1 rRNA gene is annotated in these 255 nt (G+C 56.9%); it reads left to right on the plus strand.

The features are described from left to right. A 23S ribosomal RNA gene (locus tag ACGFT1_RS35850) occupies positions 1–255 on the plus strand; the annotation flags it as partial.

Here is a 255-nt window from a genome sequence, read left to right on the forward strand (position 1 = left end):
AATAGTACCTGAAACCGTGTGCCTACAAGCCGTGGGAGCGTCGGAACGAGGCTTGCCTTGTTCTCGTGACTGCGTGCCTTTTGAAGAATGAGCCTGCGAGTTTGCGGTGTGTTGCGAGGTTAACCCGGGTGGGGAAGCCGTAGCGAAAGCGAGTCCGAATAGGGCGATTCAGTAGCACGCTCAAGACCCGAAGCGGAGTGATCTAGCCATGGGCAGGTTGAAGCGGAGGTAAGACTTCGTGGAGGACCGAACCCA

Origin of the sequence: Streptomyces sp. Y20, from assembly GCF_043195475.1 — a bacterium.
Taxonomy (GTDB): domain Bacteria; phylum Actinomycetota; class Actinomycetes; order Streptomycetales; family Streptomycetaceae; genus Streptomyces.